The organism is Haloarcula sp. H-hyl2, from assembly GCF_056934385.1.
Genome location: NZ_JBRIIJ010000002.1, coordinates 578241 through 596809 on the forward strand (window position 1 = coordinate 578241; position 18569 = coordinate 596809).

Here is an 18569-nt window from a genome sequence, read left to right on the forward strand (position 1 = left end):
TTCACAGGGCGACGGCACCCAAAAGCGCCGTGCCAAACAGCCGAACCACGACGACCCGAAACCGGATAGTTTGAAGGGCTCCACGCGAAACGGGCGGGTAATGCTAGTCGCGTTCGACTTCGACGGAACGCTCTCGGACTCGGAGATGACGGTCCTGCTCGGTGACCAGAACGGCACCGCACAGGACATGGCCGACATCACGGAGCGGGCGATGAACGACGAGATCGAGTACGCGGAGAGCCTGCGCCAGCGGTGTGCGCTCCTGGACGCCCTGCCCGACGAGCAGGCCCAGGCCGCCTTCGACCAGGTCGAACTCCGCCCCGGCGCGGCCGAGGTCATCGCGGCGCTGCGCGAGGCCGGCGTCTTCGTCGCGATTCTCACCGGTGGGTTCGACCGCGGTGTCGAGGCCGCACTCGCGAAGGAGGGTGTCGAGGTCGACGCCATCGTCGCCAACCGGCTCCCGGTCGTCGACGGGGAACTCACCGGCGAGGTCGAGGGACCGCTCATCGAGGGGACCAAGGACGACGCACTGGAGGTCGCCGCCGCCATCGTCGGCGAGGACATGGCCGACACCGTCGCCGTCGGCGACGGCGCCAACGACCTGCCGATGCTGGAAGTGGCAGGACTGGCCATCGGGTTCGAGCCGAAACCGGCCGTCGAGCCGTCGTGTGACGTCACCGTCTCGACGATGGCCGAACTACAGGACCTGCTGGAAGCCGAAGGCGTCCTGTAGAGCGGTTCGGACTACCGGTCGGGTTCGATCGTACTACACCCACAGGCGGGACAGTTCGTCCGCTGTTTCTCGAACGAGAGGCGACAGAACCGGCAGACGTAGGTGCGACCCTGGCTGCGAACGGTGTTCGTGAGGCGCTGGATGATGGACATGGCTTACTCCGTCGCTGGCACCCTGCTGCCAGCGTACGGTTGACAAAATTGTCGTTCCCCCATAAATTCCTTCGTATCATACACCTAATATCGTTTGAGGACACTATACGGACACAAATAGGGCAATATAATGGACATAGCTGTTCAGGTAGTGAGCTGTCAAGCGGGTGCGCGTGTCGGCGGTAGCCAGAAGTACGCCCAGTCCTGAGCCTCGCGCATGGTCGTCGAACCCGGAGCGTCGATCGGTGTCGCACTGCGAATCGTCCTCGGCGTGGTCGCGGGTGTGGTCGCGACGCTGGGGATGGACATCGTGATGGCACGGCTGCCGGAAGGTGAGACACCGCCGACGGTCGCCGCCGGGGTCCTCACCGAGCAGTCGCCGGATACGGCGCCCGGACGGCTGGCCTCGGCAGTCCACTACGTCGCCGGTGGCGGGACCGGCCCCCTGTTCGTGACGCTGCTGTTTCTGGTGGAGGGACTGCTCGGCGGCGTCTCGACGGTGAGTTATCTCGTGACGACGGTCGTGCTGTTCGCCCTCATGGTGGCGTTCTTCGTCGGTGTCGTGTTGCCCCGACCCGGCCTCGCCCGCCAGCGCGTCACGACGATCGGGCGGGACTGGGCACTGTCGGCGGCAGCGTACCTCGTGGTACTGGTGCCGCTGGTGTGGGTCGGCTCGGGACTCCTGTGACGCTAGCTACTGGGTCGCCTGACCGATAGCCTGGTCGAGGTCGGCTTTGATGTCCGCGACGGACTCGGTCCCGACCGAGAGCCGGACCATGTCGTCGGTGACGCCGGCGGCGGCTTTCTCCTCGTCGGAGAGTTGCTGGTGGGTCGTCGAGGACGGGTGGATGATCAGCGTCTTCGCGTCGCCGACGTTGGCCAGCAGGCTGGCGATCTCGGTCGATTCGACGGTCGAGCGGGCGGCGTCGTAGCCGGCTTCGAGGCCGAACGTGATCATGCCACCGTAGCCGCCGTCGAGGTACTTCGTCGCGAGGTCGTGGGTCTCGTGATCCTCGAGGCCAGGGTATGTGACCCAGGAGACCTCGGGGTGGTCGTCGAGGAACTCCGCGACGGCCATCGCGTTCTCGCAGTGGCGGTCCATCCGCGTCGGCAGCGTCTCCAGACCCTGCATCGTCTGCCAGGCGTCGAAGGGGGACTGCTGGCAGCCCAGGTCCCGCAGACCGCGGGCGATGGCGGCGTAGGTGAACGCGGCGTCGCCGAAGCGGTCACGGAAGTTGACGCCGTGGTAGGCCGGGTTGTCGCCGGCGATCTCGGGGAACTTCTCTTCGTGCTCGTCCCACGGGAACGAGCCGCCGTCGACCAGCACCCCGCCGACGGTCGTCCCGTGGCCGTGGATCCACTTCGTCGTGGAGTTCCAGACCAGGTCGGCGCCGTGTTCGAGCGGGTTACAGAGGTACGGCGTCGCGAACGTGTTGTCCACGAAGAAGGGGACACCGTGGTCGTGGGCGATCTCGGCCAGGCGCTCGAAGTCCGGTGTCACCAGCGCTGGGTTCCCGATGGTCTCGCAGTGGACGTAGGCGGTGTCCTCGTCGATGGCCTCGGCGTAGGCGTCGTAGTCGAGTGTGTCGACGAACCGCGTCTCGACGCCGTTTCGCGGGGCGGTGTGGGTGTAGTAGGTGTAGGTCCCGCCGTACAGCGAGGAGGCGGTGACGACGTTGTCGCCGACATCCGCCAACAGGAAGGTCGCGAGGTTCAGCGAGGCCATCCCGGAGGCGGTCGCGACAGCGCCCACGCCGCCCTCGAGTTTGGCGAGCCGTTCCTGTAACAGTCCGACGGTCGGGTTCATCAGCCGGGAGTAGATGTGTCCTGGCTTCTCCAGTGCGAACTGCTGTGCGGCGTCCTCGGCATCCTCGAAGACGTAGGACGTCGTCTGGTACAGCGGCGGGGCGCGGGACCCTGTCGCCGGGTCCGGGTCCTCCTGGCCCACGTGCAGTGCGTTCGTCTCGAATCCGCGTTCGGTGTCGTCGCTCATACAGCCAGTCAGTCACGCGGCCAGGTCTTAAAGCCCGATTCCTCCGGAGACCCCGGCCACTGCTCCGAGATACCGGCGAATCTTCCGCGGCGGCCCGAACCGGTTCGCTGCTGGAAGAACTATACCCCTGTAGTCCGTTAGCACGCCTATGGAGGTACCGCCGGGGACGAGCGTACTGCTCGTCGTTCCCGAGACATACGCGGCGCTCGGCCAGCCGTTGGAGACGGCTGATGGGGTGACGGTCCGGACTGTCGAACCCGCCGACCTGGATCGTGAACAGCCGGACTCGGGGGTGGACTGCTTCGTCGTCACCGACCACGTCGCGGACGGGCTCGACCGCCTGGTGGCTGCATCCTCGTCGGTCGGTACGGTACTGGTCGCGTTCGACGGGGGCGAGAGCCTCGCCGCCCGCGCGGTCGAGGCCGGTATCGACCAGTACCTCGTCGCCACCAGGATGGAAGAAACGTCCCAGGACGTCGCCGCCGCCGTCGCCGACATCGTGAGGGCCGACCGCTCGGGCTCCGAAGACCACGAGCAACTGGTCGAGTACTCCTCGGACATCATCGCGATCTACGACCGGAACGGGCGGATCACGTACATCAACCGGACCGTCAGAGACGTACTCGGGTACGAGCCCGACGAGGTGATCGGTCTCGACCCGCTCTCGCTGGTCCATCCCGACGACCGAGACGCCGTCGCATCGTTCTTCGCCGCCCTCTGTCGGAACCCCGACGAGGTCCGGCGGCTGACCTACCGGATCCAGACAGCCGACGACGAGTACCGGACGCTGGAGTCGATCGGACGGAACCGACTCGCGGACCCGAAACTGGAGGGTGTCGTCATCAACTCCAGGGACGTCACCGAACGTGAACAGCGCACGGCCGAACTCGAACTCCGGGAGTCGATCATCGAGGTCGCCCCCGTCGGCCTGCACGTCCTCGACGAGGACGGGACGTTCCTGTGGGTCAACGAGACGTTCGCCTCACTGTTCGGCCGCACGCCGACCGAGTTCGTCGGGACCGACTACCGGGACCTCATCGAGGCGGGACACATGCCCCCCGATATCGCGGCCTGGTACGAGGACGCAGTCCGACAGCTCCTCTCCTCGCAGAACGACGTCGAACGCGTCTGGAAGGACGCGACACCCGTCACGACGGCCGACGGCGAGACCCGTCTGTTCGACACACATCTGGCGCTGTTACCGCTCGAAGACGGCGAGTTCGTGGGGACGGTCGCCGCGTTCCGCGAGGTGACCGAACGCAAGCAGTACGAGACGCAACTCGAACGCCAGAACGAACGGCTCGCCGAGTTCGCGAGCGTCGTCAGCCACGACCTCCGGAACCCGCTGTCGGTCGCCAGCGGACAGTTGGCACTCGCCCGCGCGAACGACGGCGACAGCGACCACCTCTCGGCGGTCGCCGACGCACTCGACCGGATGGAAAGCCTCGTCGACAACATCCTCGAACTCGCCCGCGAGGGACAGGTACTCGGCGACCGGGAGTCGGTCGAGTTGGCCGATGCGGCGCGGGCAGCCTGGGAGACCACCGCCACCGAGGACGCCACCCTCTCGGTCGGGGACGACCTCGGCACCGTCACCGCCGATCCGATGCGCCTCCAGCAACTGTTCGAGAACCTCTTTCGCAACGCCGTGGAGCACGGCTCCACGAGCAATCGGACGGAGTCCGCTGACAGCGTCGAACACGGCGGACCGGCCGTCACCGTGACCGTCGGGAGTGTCCGGGACGGCTTCTTCGTCAGCGACGACGGACCTGGGATGCGAGAGGGCGACCGGCGGGGGCTCTTCGAGGGGACCACGGCCGGCGACGGGAGCGGCCTCGGCCTCTCTATCGTCGACACCATCGCTACGGCCCACGGGTGGACTGTCGACGTGATCGAGAGCGAGGCAGGGGGCGCTCGCTTCGAGTTCGCTGGCGTCGAGGACGACTCAGCCGACGAGTGAGCCAGCGTAGGACTGGTCCCTGGCGACGACCGTCTCGGGATCGAACCGGACGAGCGAGTAGCCGTCGCCGTCCAGCCCACGGAACCGCTCGTCCCAGGCCGACCGGTCCGGCCCGAGATACGACGCCAGCAGCCGCTCGGCCCGGTCGGCGTCGTACGGTTCCAGCGTCGCCCGGCCGCGCATCCCGACGTGTTCGACACGCCCCGATTTCGGGTCGAAGTCGACGACTGCGAGCGCCGACTCGGGGAACGCCCGGACTCGGTCGGGATAGGAGCGTGCATCCTCCTGGGCGATGAGCCACACCTGGCCGTCCTCCCAGAGGAACCACAGCGGCGAAACGCGGGGCCCCGACGCCGAGGACTGGGCGAGGAAACAGAACAGCGGGCGGTCGAGGAACGCCTCGACGGGGACTGACAGGGTGTTCTCGACGACGTCCATGGGCAGCGTTCGGGAGCGTGGCGGAAATACGTTGGAGTGGGGACGTCAGGCGGACCCTCCATAGTGGGCGAATACGACGACGTACCCGCCGACTGCACTCGATGATGGTCTGTGGCCAGGCGCGAGTGCTGCGACAGCAGTCGCAGCCAAGCGTGTCGGGGAAAGGCAGGGCTATGCGGGGAGCATACCGCTCGCCAGCGGCGAGCGGTTTCCCCGGAATCGAGGCCGAAGGCCGAGATTCCGGCCTTTTTCCCACGTTTTTGCGCGGGGGTTGAGCGCTCGCCCGTGGCGAGCGTGATGCCCTCGCGTAAAAAGTGGTCAGGCGAACTTCCGAACGGTCATATCCAGCGTGTCCAGATCCAGGATGGGCGCGAACCCGGCATCGGGGTCGATGTTGACGGACTTCTGGAAGTCGGTCTGAGCCTGCCAGCACCCCGAGTTCAGCGCCAGCACGTTGTGGTACTTCCCCCAGCCGAGTTTGTGGACGTGGCCGGTGTGGAAGACGTCGGGGACCTCTTCCATGACCAGGTAGTCGCGGTCCTCGGGGGCCAGGCGGGTGTGGCCGCCGTACTGCGGGGCGACGTGGCGTTTCTTCAGGAGCTGGTACATCGCCTTGTGAGGCTCGTCGTAGCTGGCCTCCTCGTCGGGGAGTTCGGCGATGACCTCGTCCAGCGAGACGCCGTGGTACATGAGGACGGTGACGCCCTCAACCGTCACGAGCGCCGGGTTGGAGTGGACCTGAGCGTCGTGGGCGGTCATGATATCGCGGAGTTCCTCGTCGAAACCGGGCTGGGGCTCGGCCAGACGGACCGCGTCGTGGTTGCCCGGGATCATCCTGATCTCCATGTCGCCGGGGACCTCCTTGAGATACTCCGAAAACCGTTCGTACTGCTCGTAGACGTCGATGATGTCCAGTTCCTCGTCCTGATCCGGGTAGACGCCGACACCCTCGACCATGTCGCCGGCGATCAGCAGGTACTCGACGTGTTCGGCCGCGGGCGTGTGGAGCCAGTCGGTAAAGCGGTGCCAGGCGTCGGCCATGAACTCCTGGCTACCGACGTGGACGTCCGAGATGAGCGCCGCCTGGACGTGCCGGTCGGCTGTCGAGGGGCTGTGGGTCCGGGGGACGTCGGGGAAGTGCAGCGAGTCGACGAAGAGGATGCCGCCGTCGTCGGCCAGGGTCCCCTCGACGGCGATGACCTCGTCGAAAAGGAGTTGCTGGACCAGGTCCGCGATGGGGCGGTCCTTCATCACCAGACACGGGAAGGTCCCTTTGGTGTCCTCCAGTTCGACGAGCCAGTGGCCGCTGGCGGTCGTCCGGATGTCCGAGACCATCCCGATGAGTGCGGCCTCGCTCCCCCCGCCCATCCGCTCGATGGCGTCGGTCGGGCGGTGGTTGACCCGACCGCGGAGGTGCGACGAGAGCTTCTCGTAGCGGTCTCGGAACACCGTCACGAAGTCCTGGTACTCGCCGGTCCCGGTCGAGTGGCCGGTCATGTCGTTGGCGACTTCGATGGACCGCAACGCCAGATCGACGTCGCGCGACCCCTTCGTTTCAGGTGGAACATCGCCACCGGTATCTGTGGATTTTGTCGGTGGGTTTCCAGTCGAAGTAGAGGGGTATTCAGTCGGGGAGTCGGTGTCGTCGGTTCGTGGAGACGAGGGCGCGCGGTCCGTCGCAGTATCGCCCGATTGCTCGCCGTTGCGGACGCTCTCGACGTGGTCGGCAGTGAGCTTCAGCGCGTCCGGGGGCATCGTTTCCAGTGCGCGTGCGAGCGTCGCTTCCGGGTCGGGCGCGTCGGCGATGTGGGTGATCGCCTCGCGCTCGGCGTTGTAGCCGCGACTGGCGAGTTCACTGACGATGCGTGCCGGCGTCTCCAGAGGCACGTTCGACAGTCCGTGTACGAGAGCAAAAGACTGCCGGACCCGACACAACCTTGATTGCGCGGCTCCGAGAACTCCAGACGAATGCCGGCCGACGACGATGACAGCGACGGAGGGGACGGTTCACGGCTGTTGCTCTATCTCCGGGACGTGGTGACCAGCGTCGCCGCCGTCGCACTGGTCGGCCTCTTCGTGTTCGCAGTCAGTGGCCTCTGGCCGCCGCTTGTCGCCATCGAGAGCCCCAGCATGGAGCCCAACATCGAGACGGGCGATATGGTCTTCGTCATGGACGAAGAGCGGTTCCCCGGCGACAGCGCGACCCACGGGATCGTCACAGCCGCGGCGGGCACGGAGACCGACTACATACGGTTCGGTCGTGCCGGCGACGTCATCATCTACGAACCCAACGGGAACGACAGACGGACACCGGTCATCCATCGCGCGATGCTGTGGGTCGACGCCGGCGAGAACTGGTACGACCGCGCCGACGAGGACGCTGTCGGTACCGCCGACAACTGCCGGGAGCTCACCCACTGTCCCGCCCCGCACGGCGGGTTCATCACGAAGGGGGATTTCAACAGCGGCTACGACCAGCTCGGCCGGCAACCGATCAGCGCACCCGTCCGGCCCGAGTGGATCATCGGGACTGCCGAAGCGAGAGCGCCGGGCCTCGGCTGGGTCAGTCTCCGCCGGTCCTCGGCGGTCGAGGCCGCCCGACCCTGACAACGGAAAGTTGATAGCCCGGCTGTGTAAAGGCCGAAACCGATGGACGGCACCGACCGGCATCCGACGCATTCGGAGTCCGAGGACACCGAGGAGCCCGAGACCCTCGCCTACCTCCTCGATATCCTGAGTAGCGTCGGGAGCGTCCTCCTCGTCGGCGCGCTCCTGTTCGCCGTCAGCGGCGTCTGGCCACCGCTCGTCGCCGTCGAATCTTCCAGTATGGAGCCCCACATCGACAAGGGCGATATGGTGTTCGTCATGTCCGAGGAGCGCTTTGCGGGCGAGAACGCGGTCGACGGTGTCGTCACCACCCAACAGGCGGACGGCTACACCCGCTTTTCGAGTGCAGGCGACGTCATCGTCTACAAGCCGGACGGGAGCGACCGCCGGACACCGATCATCCACCGTGCGCGGCTCTGGGTCGATGCCGACGAGAACTGGTACGACCGCGCCGACGAGGACGCGGTCGGCGCCGCGGACAACTGCCAGGAACTCCGGAACTGTCCCGCGCCCCACGCCGGATTCATCACCAAGGGCGACAACGAGTACACCAACGACGCCTACGACCAGGCCAGCGGCATCAGTGGCGTCGTGCGTCCCGAATGGGTCATCGGGACGGCCGAGATGCGCGTGCCGCTACTGGGCGAGATTCGACTCGGCTGGAACCGGGCAGGGAGAACGGTGGCCGTCTCCACCAGCGCGTCCGGCACTGCCGTCCCTACGAACGCGTCCGACACGGCAGTCGCCACCAACTCGTTCGCTCCGGCGGTCTAGTTGTCGAAGCGCGCCTGGACGAACGGCTGAACGTCGTCGATGTCACCCAGCCGCGAGTCCGAGAGGAGGACCGCTTCGGTCTCCTCGGTCGGAACTGACAGGGAGATCTCCTTCGTGCGGCCATAGCGCCCCTTCGAGACGACGACCGCGTTGACGATACCTAACATGTCCAGTTCCGAGATGAGGTCGGTCACGCGCCGCTGTGTCAGCACGTCGGCGTCGATCTCCTCACAGAGGTTCTTGTAGATGTTGAACACCTCGCCGGTGTTGATGCTGTGGACACCGTTCTTCTCCAGGAGGATGATGGCGAAGAGGACGATCTTCGACTGGGTCGGGAGCGTCCGGACCACCTCGACCACCCGGTCGAGTTCGATCTTCTCCTGGGCCTGGCGGACGTGGGCCTCCTCGACCTGGTCGGTCTGGCCCCGCTCCGCGAGTTCGCCGGCCGTCCGGAGCAAGTCGAGCGCCCGTCGTGCGTCGCCGTGTTCCTGTGCGGCGAAGGCCGCACACAGCGGGATGACGTCGTCCGAGAGCGCGTCGCCCTTGAACGCGACATCCGACCGGGCTTGGAGGATGTCCCGGAGCTGATTGGCGTCGTAGGGTGGGAAGACGATTTCTTCCTCGCCGAGGCTGGACTTCACTCGGGGGTCGAGGAAGTCGGTGAACTTCAGGTCGTTCGAGATGCCCATGATCGAGACTCTGGAGTTCTCCAGTTCGGAGTTCATCCGCGAGAGGTTGTAGAGCGTGTCGTCACCGGACTTCTCGACGAGCTTGTCGATCTCGTCGAGCATGATGACGACGACCCGCTCGTGGTAGTCGACGGCGTCGAAGAAGGAGCTGTAGACGCGGTCGGTCGGCCACCCGGTCATCGGGACCTCCTCGAAGCCGGCTTTGTCAGCCTCCAGCGAGTCGATCCGTTCGTCGATAGCCGTGACTGCGTCGAACTCCGTCCCGTCGAGTGCGGTTGGATCCTCGCGTGCGCGAGATCGAAGGTCCTCCAGGTCGGCGACCTGCTCGTCGATGACGTCGGCGTTCTTGTCGATGAACTTGTTGGCCAGCTGGGCCAGCACCCGGTACTGCGTGTCAGTCACCTCGCAGTTGATGTACTCGACCTCACAGGGGACCTCGTACTTCTGGGACGTCGTCTCCAGTTCCTCGCTGACGAACTTCGCGCTGGCGGTCTTGCCCGTCCCCGTCTTCCCGTAGATGAGGATGTTCGAGGGGGTATCACCCCGGAGAGCAGTCACCAGGATGGTCGCCATATTGTTGATCTGTTCCTCCCGGTGGGGGAGCTTGTGGGGGGTGTAAGACGGTCTGAGGACCTCCTTGTTCTCGAAGATGGGTTCACCCTCGAGGAGGTCGTCGAACAATCCTCGCGACGCCTCGTCGGAGTCGTCGGTCCCGGTGTCGAGGTTGTCGAGGACGACGTCGTCGAGGTCTGGGCGACTCGTTGTGCGTTCCTCGCCGTCGTCGTGGGGCATTGGACCGTCTCCGTCGCCCGATTCCCCTGACGAGTTGTGGTCCTCGGCCGGTCGGTCGATTGGATCGGTCATGGTGGATGGGAACCCCCCTGTTTCGGGTGGAAAGCGTAGTACGCACCGAGAAAGCGGGAGATAGCGGTGTCGAAACACCGGTTTTGCCGGGATTCCACACTCTCGGGTGCGTCCAGTTGAACCACCTGAAACCGTGCGTGATTGGATATTAAATATTTCGGTCCAGCGTATCAGTCTGGGAGAGAGTGGACTAGAAACGATGGTGGGGTGGTCGGAAGCGGTAAGCTCGGCCTAGCCTCGACTGATAGCTGGACCGGTTGTCGAATCCGTGGCCGACCGGGATGGAGCCGTTGGATCTGTTCTGGGCATCTGAGTGGACCCGGTGTCGGCAGGAACCTGTGACCCGAACCCCCCCACCCCTTCGTTTCCCGTGGAACGGCGAGAGGGACCGGGGGTGGGGGGAGGGGTTCGAGTGGATACGGCTCTAGACTAGGAAGGATTTATATAGTAGCCATCTAAACCAAAGCCGCACTAGAAAGAAAAGATCTCTTTCTAGATGGTTCTAGTGTTATACTAGTGTTTCAAACTCTCTAGGCCGACTAGAACCTAGTTCGTCTCTATTCGTGTCAGCGCGTCCTAGTGACCAACACCCCCTTCTCTTCCCGTCGAGGCCGGATTCCGCGGATCCCACCCCACGGGGGTGATCGGTTCCACTCGAAACGAAGGGGTGGGGGGCTTCGGTCGATACTCCTCCGAGTTGTCGACGAGCGGACGACGAAAGCTCGAATCCGTGGGAACACCCTCACCGAAGGGGCGTGGACGTATCGTCCAGGAGGGGAACACCTCTTCACCAGTGGGGATGTCACGGCCTGACAAACCTATCCGGATTATTATGTTTGTCTGACGTAGGCTTAAGTAAATTCCACTGTCTTCTACAGCCAGAAGCCGCCATACCGGCACGTCCGGGCGGCGGGAGGATAGGATGGGACTGCTAACAAACCTCAAAGACAGCATCTCACGGGCAGCATCGACACTGTTCTCGGAGGAGGACCCCAAGCGGATCGGTATCTATGGGCCACCGAACGCTGGGAAGACGACACTCGCGAACCGTATCGCTCGGGACTGGACCGGCGACGCCGTCGGGCCGGAGAGTCACGTGCCACACGAGACTCGCCGAGCACGCCGGAAAGAGAACGTCGAGATCGAGCGCGACGGGAAGACCGTCACCATCGACATCGTCGACACACCCGGTGTGACGACGAAGGTCGACTACACGGAGTTTCTCGAACACGACATGGAGAAGGACGACGCGGTCCGTCGTTCCCGGGAAGCCACCGAAGGCGTCGCCGAAGCGATGCACTGGCTCCGGGAGGACGTCGACGGCGTCATCTACGTCCTGGACTCGGCGACCGACCCGTTCACGCAGGTCAACACCATGCTCATCGGCATCATCGAGAGCCAGGACCTCCCAGTCCTGATCCTCGCGAACAAGATCGACCTGGAGGATTCGTCGGTCCAGCGGATCCGGAACGCGTATCCCCAGCACGAGACGATCCCGCTCTCGGCGCTGGAAGGAGACAACATGGACGAAGTGTACGACAAGATCGCGGAGTACTTCGGGTGATCACATGCCTGAAATAAAGGACCCGGACGACGGTGTGCAGATCGACCTCGTCAGCGGTGAGCGCATGGAAGGGCTCACGACGATGGAGAAGATTCGAACGGTCCTCGACGGTGTCCGCGACGGCAACATCGTCATCCTGGAGGAAGGACTCTCGCCCGACGAGGAGTCCCGGCTCATCGAGGTCACCATGACCGAGATCAGCCCAGACGAGTTCAACGGCATCGAGATCGAGACCTACCCCAAATCAGACGCCGAGAGTACGGGGCTGCTCGGTCGGCTGATGGGCAACGAATCGACACAGAAACTCACGGTCATCGGGCCGGCCAACCAGATCGAGACGCTCCACAAGGACGAAAACCTCATCAGCGCACTCGTCTCCCGGAAATAATGCCACACCAGTGTACGAACTGTGGTCGCGCGTTCGAGGACGGCTCCAAGGAGATGCTCTCGGGCTGTCCGGACTGTGGCGGCAACAAGTTCCAGTTCCGACCCGACGGCGTCGACTCCTCGACACCGCCCGAACCCGACGACGAGCCACCCGAACCCCCGGACCCACCCGGCTCGGACAGTACCGTCGCACGGACGGTCGGCAAGACCGCGGCGACAGTTCGTGATTTCGTCGGCGGTAGCCAGGACCGGCCCGCTGACGCCGGTGTCGACCGACAGGACACCAGCAGTTCGACTGGAACCGCCACTCCTACTGAGGTCGAATCACAGGCGGAAGCCGAACCCCAGCCTGCACCCGACCCACAGACCGAGGACGCGGCACAGGCGAGCGCTCGCGGTGACGTCGTCACGCCGGACGAACTCCCGGACGACCCGCCGGAGCCGCCAGCCGACGAGTCCACCGCCGAGGCACCGTCGGCCGGGACCGCGGAAGCGGCGGCCGAGACCGCCGACGCGTCGCCCGAAGCCGACCGGACCGACGACCGACCCGACCTCACGGAACTGCGGGAGGAACTCAACGAACAGTTCGAGTCCATCAAGGTCCTCGAACCGGGCCAGTACGAACTGAACCTGATGGAACTGTACGACCGGGAGGAGTACATCGTCGCGCTAGAAGAGGACGGGCGCTACTCCATTCAGGTTCCCGAGGCGATCCGGGACTAGTTCCCGACTATCGGGACGATTCTGGACGACCGTTCAGCGCCGGTATCCGCGAGCAGACCCAATGAACCCGCTATTCTCTGGGTCTCTCCGGGATAACCATTATACTATCTCCCGGAGTGGATTCTCCCATGTCCTCCGGTGACCACTCGACGACAGACTCACATCTCGAGGAATGGGCTGCCTTGCTCGGGACCGACCTCGACCGGACCGATCCGTCCGAGGAGGCCGACTGGCCGGACGAACAGCGGATCGACGATCAGCGCACCTGAATCAGCGGCGTCCACACTCGGGGGAGTTCACCCGAGACGGGATAGACAGCGCACCAGAAACAGCGGGTGAGGGGTCGAGACGACTCTACGCGATTTTGTCGTACTGCTCGGAGAGCTTGTCGGCGGCGTCCGCCATCAGCTCCTGCTCGTAGTCGTCGAGGTCCCACTCGACGATCTCCTCGACGCCGTTCGAACCGAGTTTGACCGGGACACCGAAGGCGGTATCCTCGTGGCCGAACTCGCCGTCGAGTTTGACCGAAGCGGGCAGTACCTCGCCGGTGTCACGGACGATGGCTTCGACCATGTGCGCGACGCCGCGAGCGGGGCCCCACTCGGTGGCACCCTTGCGTTCGATGACGTCCATCGCGGACTCCTGGAGGTCACCCAGGATGCGCTCGCGCTCGTCGGCGTCGAACTCGGGGTCAGTGCCGTCGACGCGGACCTTCGAGAACATGGGGACCTGTGCGTCACCGTGCTCGCCGAGGATGGTCGCTTCGACGTTCTGGGTCGGTGCGTCGAACTCCTCACTCAGTACGTAGCGGAACCGCGCCGAATCCAGTCGGCCGCCGAAGCCGATGACCTGCTCACGCGAGCGGTCGCCGGCCTCGTAGAGGTGGCGGTTCAGCAGGTCGACGGGGTTCGACGTCGTCAGCGAGATGTAGTCGTCGTTGTGCTCGTCCAGCGAGGACTGGATGTCCTCCATGATCGGTGCGTTGTCGCCGGCCAGGTCGATACGGGTCTGGCCCGGCTGGCGCGGGATACCGGCGGTGATGACGACGACGTCCGAGCCGGCGGTATCCTCGTAGCCACCCTGGCGGACCGTCGTGTTCGAGTCGTACGCGATGCCGTGGTTGGTGTCTGCGGCCTGGCCGACGGTGTCTTCCTCCTTGTCGGGGATGTCGACGAAGACGACCTCGTCGGCGATGTCGCGCAGCGCGATGTTGTACCCTGCCGCGGCGCCGACCGTCCCGGCCGCGCCGACTACGCTTACCTTTGTCATACCATCCGAAACGCCTCCCGCGCGGACGTTAAACGTGTCGAAACCCCCGCTGTCGCCCGCCGAGTTCCGTCTCTCCAGACCCGTAAAGGGTTTTCAGCGCCGTGGCGTTGTGACACCTATGAGCGACTTCGACAAGGAAGCCGAACGCGAGAAACTCCGGGAGAAGTTCGAGAAGGAGGAACAGCAGCGCGAGGCGACCGAACAGATGAGCGAACTGCTGTTGAAGGGGGCGACGATGACCAACGCGCACTGTTCGGAGTGTGGCGATCCGATCTTCCGCTACGACGGCCAGGAGTTCTGTCCGACCTGCCAGAAGCCGATCACACGCGATGCCGGGGGGAGCGACGAGAGCGACGACGAGTCCGGGGACGGCGACCACATCGAGGTCGCCAACCCGAGCGACGAGGCCCGCGTCCAGTTCGGTGGGGACGACGCGGCGGACGGGTCCACGGCGGACGCGGAGGCAGAGTCGCCGGACCAGCCAGCGACCACACAGGCGGACTCGCCAGACCGGTCGACCGCCCGGGCTACCCAGGACGACGCGGCAGCGACCCAGCCCGACAGCGCCGCTGGGGACGCCCCGACTCCAGGCGAAGTGGTGTCCGACCGGGACCAGGCGTCGACTTCGCGACCGGAGCAACCGTCCGGGACCAGCCAGTCCGGGGGCGCTCAGACAGCGGCCGACACCGGGCGCACGCAGCCGGCGACCGACACCGGCGGCGTTTCCACTCGAACCGCCGGCCTCCCGGAGGATGCGGCAGGGGACCTCACGGAAGCGAAGCGACTCCTCGCGGCGACGACCCGCCGGTTCGCACACCGTGCAGCCGAGAGCGAGGACCCCCGTGACGCGCGGGAGCACCTCCAGGCGGCTCGCGAGGCGGCGACTGCGCTGGACGCGACCAACTTCTGAACCCCTCCGTTTCCGGTGGAACAACGTCTGAAAGATCCCTATTTGCACGGTGGGTCGCGTCGGGAGTACCGGGCTGGACAGTCGGACAGCCAGGCGACGACGGACACGAGGATCGAGCCCAGACGGTCACAGGAATTGGGTGGGGATTCGCGGGAACAGAATCGTGTCTGCGGACAGCGCCGTCACCGACACGGCACTGGGACCGACGTCATTTCCGGGGCCGCTCGTGGGACTGTCGGATCTCAGTGACTGTGCTGGTTCGGGGAGACGAGTCCGCCGTCGGTCACCGCACGGCCAGGCTGTTCGGGTAGGTCGCCCTCGCGGTGGCGGTCGACCCGTTCGAGCAGGTCGTCGATGGTCGGGACGTCCTGTGGGTTCGGGCCACCGTGTCGTGAGACGATCCGCAGTCGCTCGTCCTCACATTCGAAGAGGGCCACCCCCGGGAGCCGCGGAATCGTCCGCTGGAACGGTGCAAAGGTGTCGAACTCGTCGGGCGCGCCGTCCTCGTCACCCATGTCGGTCGCCGGGTCGGCGAGCATCGGGAACGGGAGTTCGTATCGTCGGTGCCACAGCAGCGCACGCTCTCTGATGTCCGGCAGGACGGGGACCACGGCCACCCCCCGGGTCGCGAACTCGTTGTACCGGTCGGCCAGATTCCGGACGAGTTCGCGACACAGCGGACAGTAGTGGTTCCGTAACAACACTGCGAGTACGTATTCGTGATCGGCGGCCAGGTCCCGCGAGGCGAGCGCCTCGCTCCCGGCACCGATGTTGTGTAACTCGAACTCGAAATATCGGTCTGCTGATCGCGACTCTGTCACGTCACTCTTTCCCCCCAGTTCCTATATATGTTCCTCTGATATGAACGTTTCCGTCCCAGCGACCAGAACGCTGTCCCGCCTGTTCACGGGCCCCTGTGGCCGGTTGGTACCGGCACCGAATTTGTCACGGCGTCGTCCAAACCGCTGGCTACCGGTCGCCGTAGTCGCTCCCGACGACCTCGCGGATTCGCGCTGCGGTCACCGATCCGACGCCGTCGACGGCCTGGAGATCCTCCTCGCTGGCTGTCATGACCGCGTCGACGCTCCCGAAGTGGGAGAGCAGCGACCGCGCGGTGACGGGGCCGACCTCGCCGATGGACGCGACGACGTATTCCTGCTGTTCGGGGAGTGTCCGGGACTGTTTCTCCCCGTGGACGCTGACCTCGCGGTCGGCCGTCGACTGCTCGCGCTGGGCGATGGTCTCTAGGAGGTCAGCCGTTTCGTCCTCGTCGGCGGTCTGGAGGACGCTCGCGCCGAAATCGACCGAGAGGGACGACAGCGCGCCCTGGATCGCCTTCCGGTGGACGTTCCGGGCGCCGTAGAGGTCACCGCCCTCGATGACGACGACCGGGCGCGCGTAGTGGCGGGTGGCGTCCCCGACCTGCTCGAACATCGAGCGGTCGCCGCCGGTCAGCGTGTCCAGGAAGTCCGAGACGGTCTTGCGCTCGACGACGACCCGGTCCGAGAGGACATAGTCGCCGACCGCCAGGGTCTCCAGTCGCGTCTCGACTCCGTCCCGCGTCGAGAGATCTCTGGCGATGGTCGAGTCCAGTTCCCGCTGATCGGCGACGATTTCGACCGCCTCCTCGTCGCCGTCGGCGGTCGCGACGGTGCCGTCGGGGTCGTCACTGTCGTCATCGTCCGCGGTATCGTCGTCAGCGTCACTGTCGGCGTGTTCCGGCGCGAAGGCGTCGAGACCCGCCTGTCCGCCCCCCTTTGCTTCGCCTGGACTGTCGACATCTTTCCCGCTTTCGTCTTCCGGTTCTCCGTCATTTCCGGTTCCACCCGAAACACTTCCATTCCGGCCAGCCGGCCCCTCGCCGTCGTCATCCTCGTACTCGTCGAGGCCGGTCTGGTCGAGCTGGGCTTCGAGGTCGCCGGCGACGCTCTTGAGGTTCTGGAGCTCCTGTTGCATCCGCTTCTGGTCGTTCCGGGCCTTCCAGAAGTACGCCTCGTCGCGGGTGTCCTCGGCGAGCAACACCGCCACGTGGCCCTCGGCCTGGCGTCCCGTTCGGCCCTTGCGCTGGATGGCGCGGATGGCCGTCGGGACCGGTTCGTAGAACAGCACCAGATCGACTTCGGGGACGTCGAGCCCCTCCTCGGCGACGGAAGTCGAGACGAGTACCTCGAACTCGCCGGCCCGGAACCGGTCGAGGGTCTCCTGTTGTTGGGTCTGGGTCATCCCCTCGCTGCCGTCGGTGTCGCTCTGTCCGACGAACTTCTCGGTCTCGAAGTGGTCCGAGAGGAACTCCACGAGCGTCTCGGCGGTGTCTCTGGACTCCGTGAAGACGATGACGCGCTCGCCGTTCTCGATGCCCAGCGTCTCGGCGAGCAACATCCGGGTCCGCCGGAACTTCGGGTGGAGGTCGTCGTAGTCGCGAGCCTTCCGGATGGCCTCGCGTATCTTGGGTTCGCTGACGAGTCGCTGGTCGGCTTTCGAGGCGCCCGAGGAGCGGGCAGCCTCTTTCAGCCGCTCGAAGTAGCGTCGCAGGGACTCGACGCTCTGGGTCTCGACGTAGGTGACTGCGGTCCGGAGCTTCCTGATCTCGGCCAGGAAGCTCATCCCCTGGTACCCCTCGCTCTGGTCGTTGTCCATCAACTGTCGCAACTCGGCCTGCATCCCCTGGATCTCCCGTTCCGAGAGATCCGGCGAGGTCTTGTTGGTCACGCCCAGTTCCTTCAGCTGTTCGAGGCGGTCGGCGACGACCTCGTTGATAGCGTCGCGGATCTCCAGGACGACGTCGGGGAGTTCGATGCGCTTCCAGTCGACACTCGTGTCGTGGGTGTAGTCGGCGACGTCGGCGTCGTCTTCGGTCATCACCGCGACCTCCGCGAGCCCGAGGTTCTCACAGACGGCCAGGATCGACTCCTCGTCGTCGCCCGGCGACGCGGACATCCCCGTCACCAGGGGGTCGGCGGCGTCGGCGTGGTAGCGTTCCGCGATGTAGTTGTAGGCGTAGTCGCCGGTCGCACGGTGGCACTCGTCGAAGGTACAGTGGGTCACGTCTGCCAGCGAGATCCGGTTGCCCACGAGGTCGTTCTCGACGACCTGTGGCGTCGCGATGACGATACGGGCGTCCTCCCAGAGGGCTGCCCGGTCGTCCGGACTGACCTCCCCGGTAAAGACGACGATCTCGTCGTCGGGGACGGTCAGAGCCTCCCGGTAGAACTCGGCGTGTTGCTGGACCAGCGGCTTCGTCGGCGCCAGCATCAGGGATGTCCCCCCGACACTGTGGAGTCGTTCGGCGGTGACCAGGACCGAGACGGTCGTCTTCCCGAGGCCGGTCGGCAGACAGACCAGCGTGTGGTTCCCGGCAGCGGTCTCGGCCAACTCGACCTGGTACCGACGGTTCTCCAGGAACGCTCCGGTCACCATCGGGTGGTCGATGAACTCCCCACCGCTCTCGACGGTCGCCATTTGTCCGGGATTGGCCCCGACGGTGGTTAAGGGTTCAGGTACCGCGG

18 protein-coding genes are annotated in these 18569 nt (G+C 65.4%); 10 read left to right on the top strand and 8 right to left on the bottom strand.

Annotation, left to right across the window (positions count from 1 at the left end; all coding sequences use genetic code 11):
• Nucleotides 1–100 precede the first annotated feature (100 nt).
• The gene (gene serB, locus Hhyl2_RS12790; RefSeq protein WP_483551157.1) at nucleotides 101–733 is read left to right on the top strand and encodes a phosphoserine phosphatase SerB; all 633 of its coding nucleotides are present in this window, start codon (nucleotides 101–103) and stop codon (nucleotides 731–733) included.
• 11 nt (nucleotides 734–744) lie between these two features.
• Here the strand turns inward: serB and Hhyl2_RS12795 are convergent, their stop codons facing one another.
• Nucleotides 745–885: a hypothetical protein gene (locus Hhyl2_RS12795; protein ID WP_483551158.1), complete on the bottom strand. Its 141-nt coding sequence runs from the start codon at nucleotides 883–885 to the stop codon at nucleotides 745–747.
• A gap of 217 nt (nucleotides 886–1102) precedes the next feature.
• Between Hhyl2_RS12795 and Hhyl2_RS12800 the strand changes: the two genes are divergently transcribed.
• Nucleotides 1103–1573: a hypothetical protein gene (locus tag Hhyl2_RS12800; protein ID WP_483551159.1), complete on the top strand. Its 471-nt coding sequence runs from the start codon at nucleotides 1103–1105 to the stop codon at nucleotides 1571–1573.
• A gap of 6 nt (nucleotides 1574–1579) precedes the next feature.
• On the opposite strand, the gene Hhyl2_RS12805 is transcribed toward Hhyl2_RS12800, so the two are convergent.
• Nucleotides 1580–2878 (bottom strand): O-acetylhomoserine aminocarboxypropyltransferase/cysteine synthase family protein, encoded by a 1299-nt coding sequence (locus Hhyl2_RS12805; protein WP_483551160.1) that lies wholly within the window; start codon nucleotides 2876–2878, stop codon nucleotides 1580–1582.
• A 148-nt stretch (nucleotides 2879–3026) separates the two neighbouring features.
• Here Hhyl2_RS12805 and Hhyl2_RS12810 point away from each other — a divergent pair, with 148 nt between their 5' ends.
• The gene (locus Hhyl2_RS12810; RefSeq protein WP_483551161.1) at nucleotides 3027–4838 is read left to right on the top strand and encodes a PAS domain-containing sensor histidine kinase; all 1812 of its coding nucleotides are present in this window, start codon (nucleotides 3027–3029) and stop codon (nucleotides 4836–4838) included.
• Here Hhyl2_RS12810 and Hhyl2_RS12815 read toward each other — a convergent pair.
• Entirely contained in the window at nucleotides 4824–5276 is a 453-nt protein-coding gene (locus Hhyl2_RS12815) for a pyridoxamine 5'-phosphate oxidase family protein (protein WP_483551162.1), read from the bottom strand. The two genes, Hhyl2_RS12810 and Hhyl2_RS12815, sit on opposite strands and share 15 nt — an antisense overlap.
• A 318-nt stretch (nucleotides 5277–5594) precedes the next feature.
• Nucleotides 5595–7163 carry a DNA-directed DNA polymerase II small subunit gene (locus Hhyl2_RS12820; RefSeq protein WP_483551163.1) on the bottom strand — a complete coding sequence of 523 codons (1569 nt, stop codon included), beginning with the start codon at nucleotides 7161–7163 and terminating at the stop codon, nucleotides 5595–5597.
• Between the two features lie 81 nt (nucleotides 7164–7244).
• Between Hhyl2_RS12820 and Hhyl2_RS12825 the strand changes: the two genes are divergently transcribed.
• Both Hhyl2_RS12825 and Hhyl2_RS12830 read left to right on the top strand, forming a co-directional pair.
• The gene (locus Hhyl2_RS12825; protein WP_483551164.1) at nucleotides 7245–7883 is read left to right on the top strand and encodes a S26 family signal peptidase; all 639 of its coding nucleotides are present in this window, start codon (nucleotides 7245–7247) and stop codon (nucleotides 7881–7883) included.
• 42 nt (nucleotides 7884–7925) lie between these two features.
• Nucleotides 7926–8657 carry a S24/S26 family peptidase gene (locus Hhyl2_RS12830; RefSeq protein WP_483551165.1) on the top strand — a complete coding sequence of 244 codons (732 nt, stop codon included), beginning with the start codon at nucleotides 7926–7928 and terminating at the stop codon, nucleotides 8655–8657.
• Here Hhyl2_RS12830 and Hhyl2_RS12835 read toward each other — a convergent pair.
• Entirely contained in the window at nucleotides 8654–10210 is a 1557-nt protein-coding gene (locus tag Hhyl2_RS12835; RefSeq protein ID WP_483551166.1) for a Cdc6/Cdc18 family protein, read from the bottom strand. The two genes, Hhyl2_RS12830 and Hhyl2_RS12835, sit on opposite strands and share 4 nt — an antisense overlap.
• A 922-nt stretch (nucleotides 10211–11132) precedes the next feature.
• Between Hhyl2_RS12835 and Hhyl2_RS12840 the strand changes: the two genes are divergently transcribed.
• The 4 genes from Hhyl2_RS12840 to Hhyl2_RS12855 all read left to right on the top strand — a co-directional run bounded on the left by Hhyl2_RS12840 (nucleotide 11133) and on the right by Hhyl2_RS12855 (nucleotide 13153).
• On the top strand, nucleotides 11133–11774 hold the full coding sequence (locus tag Hhyl2_RS12840; RefSeq protein WP_284006638.1) for an Era-like GTP-binding protein: 642 nt from the start codon (nucleotides 11133–11135) through the stop codon (nucleotides 11772–11774).
• Between the two features lie 4 nt (nucleotides 11775–11778).
• Nucleotides 11779–12162 (top strand): DUF2073 domain-containing protein, encoded by a 384-nt coding sequence (locus Hhyl2_RS12845; protein WP_483551167.1) that lies wholly within the window; start codon nucleotides 11779–11781, stop codon nucleotides 12160–12162.
• On the top strand, nucleotides 12162–12884 hold the full coding sequence (locus tag Hhyl2_RS12850; RefSeq protein WP_483551168.1) for an OapC/ArvC family zinc-ribbon domain-containing protein: 723 nt from the start codon (nucleotides 12162–12164) through the stop codon (nucleotides 12882–12884). The genes Hhyl2_RS12845 and Hhyl2_RS12850 overlap by 1 nt, the downstream gene beginning before the upstream one ends.
• A 128-nt stretch (nucleotides 12885–13012) precedes the next feature.
• Nucleotides 13013–13153, top strand: a complete 141-nt coding sequence (locus tag Hhyl2_RS12855; RefSeq protein ID WP_483551169.1) for a hypothetical protein — start codon at nucleotides 13013–13015, stop codon at nucleotides 13151–13153.
• An 85-nt stretch (nucleotides 13154–13238) separates the two neighbouring features.
• On the opposite strand, the gene mdh is transcribed toward Hhyl2_RS12855, so the two are convergent.
• Nucleotides 13239–14153, bottom strand: coding sequence for a malate dehydrogenase (gene mdh / locus Hhyl2_RS12860; RefSeq protein ID WP_483551170.1), 915 nt, complete (start codon nucleotides 14151–14153; stop codon nucleotides 13239–13241).
• 118 nt (nucleotides 14154–14271) lie between these two features.
• Between mdh and Hhyl2_RS12865 the strand changes: the two genes are divergently transcribed.
• Nucleotides 14272–15063, top strand: coding sequence for an Sjogren's syndrome/scleroderma autoantigen 1 family protein (locus tag Hhyl2_RS12865; protein WP_483551171.1), 792 nt, complete (start codon nucleotides 14272–14274; stop codon nucleotides 15061–15063).
• A gap of 242 nt (nucleotides 15064–15305) precedes the next feature.
• On the opposite strand, the gene Hhyl2_RS12870 is transcribed toward Hhyl2_RS12865, so the two are convergent.
• Entirely contained in the window at nucleotides 15306–15884 is a 579-nt protein-coding gene (locus tag Hhyl2_RS12870; protein ID WP_483551172.1) for a redoxin domain-containing protein, read from the bottom strand.
• Nucleotides 15885–16032: 148 nt separating this feature from the next.
• Nucleotides 16033–18522, bottom strand: a complete 2490-nt coding sequence (locus tag Hhyl2_RS12875) for a DEAD/DEAH box helicase (RefSeq protein ID WP_483551173.1) — start codon at nucleotides 18520–18522, stop codon at nucleotides 16033–16035.
• Nucleotides 18523–18569 lie beyond the last annotated feature (47 nt).